This is a genomic window from Methanobacteriaceae archaeon, from assembly GCA_029219465.1.
Taxonomy (GTDB): Archaea; Methanobacteriota; Methanobacteria; order Methanobacteriales; family Methanobacteriaceae; genus Methanocatella.
The window spans coordinates 1-3,555 of record JAQXTL010000010.1 but is presented as its reverse complement, the minus strand read 5'-3'; the positions used below and the strand labels follow the sequence as shown (position 1 = coordinate 3,555).

The 3,555-nt window shown below is 28.6% G+C and carries 5 protein-coding genes; all 5 read right to left on the bottom strand.

Going from position 1 to position 3,555, the window contains the following annotated elements; translation table 11 throughout:
- Nucleotides 1–281: 281 nt before the first annotated feature.
- Nucleotides 282–449: a hypothetical protein gene (locus tag PUD86_06285; GenBank protein MDD6776883.1), complete on the bottom strand. Its 168-nt coding sequence runs from the start codon at nucleotides 447–449 to the stop codon at nucleotides 282–284.
- A gap of 227 nt (nucleotides 450–676) precedes the next feature.
- Nucleotides 677–1,120, bottom strand: a complete 444-nt coding sequence (locus PUD86_06280) for a hypothetical protein (GenBank protein MDD6776882.1) — start codon at nucleotides 1,118–1,120, stop codon at nucleotides 677–679.
- Nucleotides 1,121–1,183: 63 nt separating this feature from the next.
- A complete protein-coding gene (locus PUD86_06275; protein ID MDD6776881.1) occupies nucleotides 1,184–1,678 on the bottom strand; it encodes a hypothetical protein in 495 nt (164 codons plus the stop codon).
- A complete protein-coding gene (locus PUD86_06270; protein MDD6776880.1) occupies nucleotides 1,679–2,023 on the bottom strand; it encodes a DUF2085 domain-containing protein in 345 nt (114 codons plus the stop codon).
- A 118-nt stretch (nucleotides 2,024–2,141) separates the two neighbouring features.
- Complete coding sequence (locus PUD86_06265; protein ID MDD6776879.1) at nucleotides 2,142–2,951, bottom strand: pseudomurein-binding repeat-containing protein; 810 nt, start codon at nucleotides 2,949–2,951, stop codon at nucleotides 2,142–2,144.
- Nucleotides 2,952–3,555 lie beyond the last annotated feature (604 nt).

The window sequence follows — 3,555 nt, the reverse complement described above, 5'->3', positions numbered from 1 at the left end:
TTCAAAAAACAATGCCAAAATCAAGAAAACGAACATTCAAGACTAAACGAGGCGTTTTAAAACGAATCTATCGCAGGGATCTCATTTGGAATGACAATCGCAAAAAGGATTTTGAAAATCAACAAAGTTTTTGAAAGAGTCCATAATACATATATTTATTATGTATTATATATAAAATTTTATTAGAAAAAAAATATAAAAGTAATAATAAATATTACTTTCACTTATGAAAAACAGTTTCTTTTAAAGAGTTATATACGTGAGATACGTTTTTTGAAGTTTTATTCTTCATCACCCATTTCGTCAAGTTCCTTTTGAAGATCATGGATTTGCATTTCCTTGTAGAACCTTTCAAACTTACCTGTCTCAATTAGATAAGCTGAAACTTCAAGAGCATCCCTAAAGGTATAGTTGGACTCTTTGATAATTTGCTTTTTATCTTCCGCCATGTAGGAAGATGTATTATTAATATTGGCCATATCTATTACAACCCGTATATAATAATTAATATAATATTTTATTATTTCAATTATATAAAATTATCTGGTTAATAATTTAATAATGTTAATTAACATAGATTATGATTTAAAAAATTCATATCAAGTTAAGAAAATAAATATATAAAAAACAAGGTATTATTATAAAAATATAAAACAAGTGTTACATTAATGTAACACTATTCCACAGCAACGGGTTTAAGATTATTCAATTTATTAAATTCATTAAGTACATCTAAAAATTCAATTTCTTCAGAAGGAGACATTTTTGAATCAAACAATACGCTTACAACATATTGTTCATCTTCAATATCTACGACTTCAGTATATCCTTCATAACCAAATTTATCATCTTTTGCACTGTAACCAAAATCAACATATTTATATATGTTGCCGTCATTTTTCTCCCCATTACCAGTCATATACTTGATGATATCATCATTAATAGGAACAACAGTTAATTTAACTCTGTCATCAGTTTCTTTTTCAGAGACTCCATCTTTATCAAAAACTTTAAAGTCTTTAGGATTTTTTAATGATGTGTAGTCAACAGCGCAAACAATGCTAGCACTCATGAAAATTCCAAGGATAATCAACAATAGAATTAATTTTTCATGTTTCATAATATTTTCTCCACATTTTCCACTTCAAAAATAAAAAAAATAAAATAGATAAAATAGTTTTATCTATTTGGCATTTTCTAAACAGAATTTATCCATTTCAGATAACATGTTTCCATTCCAATTATCTTCATTAATAGTAACAATGTATGTTTTACCGTCTTTACCAAAAGTATAGTACATTCCACTATTTGTTAAGAATTCATAAACATCATCTGGGTTGTCCATACTAGTTACTTCACTAGCTCCTGAAGCAGTAATTTGTTTAATAATTGCTCCATTATCCTTGGATAATATTTTATCATCAATAGCACTACTATCATTATATTCTTCGACAGTTGCAACATTTTTACCATCAATCAGTAAAGAATTTGCGTCCAATTTTACATCAGCTGTATCGACTAAGTTAAGTTTATTTACATCATCTTCACTAGTGTTTTTATCGGGAGATGTTGAACCTCCAATCATAGCAATGATGAATACTGCAACACAACAAACAGCAATAATAGATATTGCCTTTTTTGGCGTACTCCATTCTTTCCAATCATCTAAGAAACTCAATTAAATGCCTCCGTTCATTTTTAGATAGATGAAGTATTTCAATGCTTTTACTAATATCCCCAAACCTAAACCGCCCAATAAACCAGTTGTGAATCTTAGTACATTGTTACTTTCCCTATATTCAAAAAATTGGGTGAATCCATCAATTGCTGATGGAATTAATAACAAAATTGCAAATGCAATTAAATAGATATTATAATCTACATAGAAATAATAGACATAAGTGAAATATATTATTAAAGAAATATAAAATCCTGTACACCTAGCACAAACTGGAAATTGATGTCCCTTAATAAAAAAACTTCTTTCAGGTTTTCTATGGCATATTAAGTTTAATACATTCATGATTTAAGACCAATTTTAAATACTTCTATTACTTATTTATTACCACAATATCATATAAAACTTTATATAACTAACGACTTCTGTTAAATGAAAAAAATAAAAAGTGTTAACAATAACATTAACGGTTATACAAATCTGTAAAAATCCATGACGGATCAATAGCTATTACATTTCCATTTTCACACCAGATGGGTCGTACATTACCTGAAGTTGTATCTGCAACTGCAGCAGGATCACGATTAATCCAGTTCCCTCCAGTATGCTTTTTATGTTTCAATCTTAATCTGATATGACCGGTTCCTGAAACTCTGCATCTGACATGGACAAACTGAACATCATAACCTAAGCTTTTGGCAATTCTATAATATACTTGTCCCCAGTCCACACAATTGGAGCCTTTTCCCTGACTAGCATCATTGATTGTTTTCTTGTCTGTTTTTTGTGAATCAAAGTATTTGCTGTATAATTTCTTCTTTGCTATAATGGCTAAAGCCTCATCAATGGTATTTCCTTTGAAGTTGAATGTTTTAGTAAATAGCTTCATTGTGGAATCCTTGTAATCCGGAAGCTTTGACATTCTGTAGACGATTGCAGGAATCCTTCCGTTTGCCCTGATGTATGCCTCCACTCTTATGGCCATGTCCACATATTCAGCCTTATCTATTTTTGTTCCGTTCTTTAACATGACATAATTTGGAAGGAAATCCAATGATGTATTATCTTTGATTGCAGCCATTGTATACATCGCAACCAGCTTGTCTGAACCTAATTTCTTTGCTTTCTTTTCTATATCTGAGCAGCTGCCTTTTAATGTTAGTATCTGATAGTATTCACGTTTCTTAAATTTCTTTTTGTTTTGGACAAGCCAATAGCATATTGAGTTCATTGCCTGGCAAAAACTTGTCCAGCTAATATTATCATCTGACATATACTATAATTTATATTATCTTATTTATTATATTTTTTATATAATTTAGATAATAAAATAATGTGTTAATGACTCTTTCAAAAACTTTGTTGATTTTCAAAATCCTTTTTGCGATTGTCATTCCAAATGAGATCCCTGCGATAGATTCGTTTTAAAACGCCTTGTTTAGTCTTGAATGTTCGTTTTCTTGATTTTGGCATTGTTTTTTGGAAAGCATTTTTAATTTTGTTACTTGTCTTTTCAATTTTCTTATCTTTTAAGTGATAAATGAAGCTTTTATATCGTGGAGTGATTGATTTTCTGATTATTTTATAAATAATTGGATGAAAATCATCTTTTACGATAAATTAAAGATTGTACTTCATTTTTGAATTCATTATAATCATTTAAATCGAATAAATCTTTGATCATTTTCAGTTGTTTATGACGTTCTTGATATTCTTCGTCTGAAATGCGATTTTTGTCTTTAAAAGTTTTTAATTGTTTGTTTAAACTTTTTTTTAGTATGAAAAATACATAATTGATGTTTAAAACCTAATTTTGGGATAATTGAGGCATATTTTTTATCTAAATCTGTTGTGATTGCAATTTTATTTTTATTTGC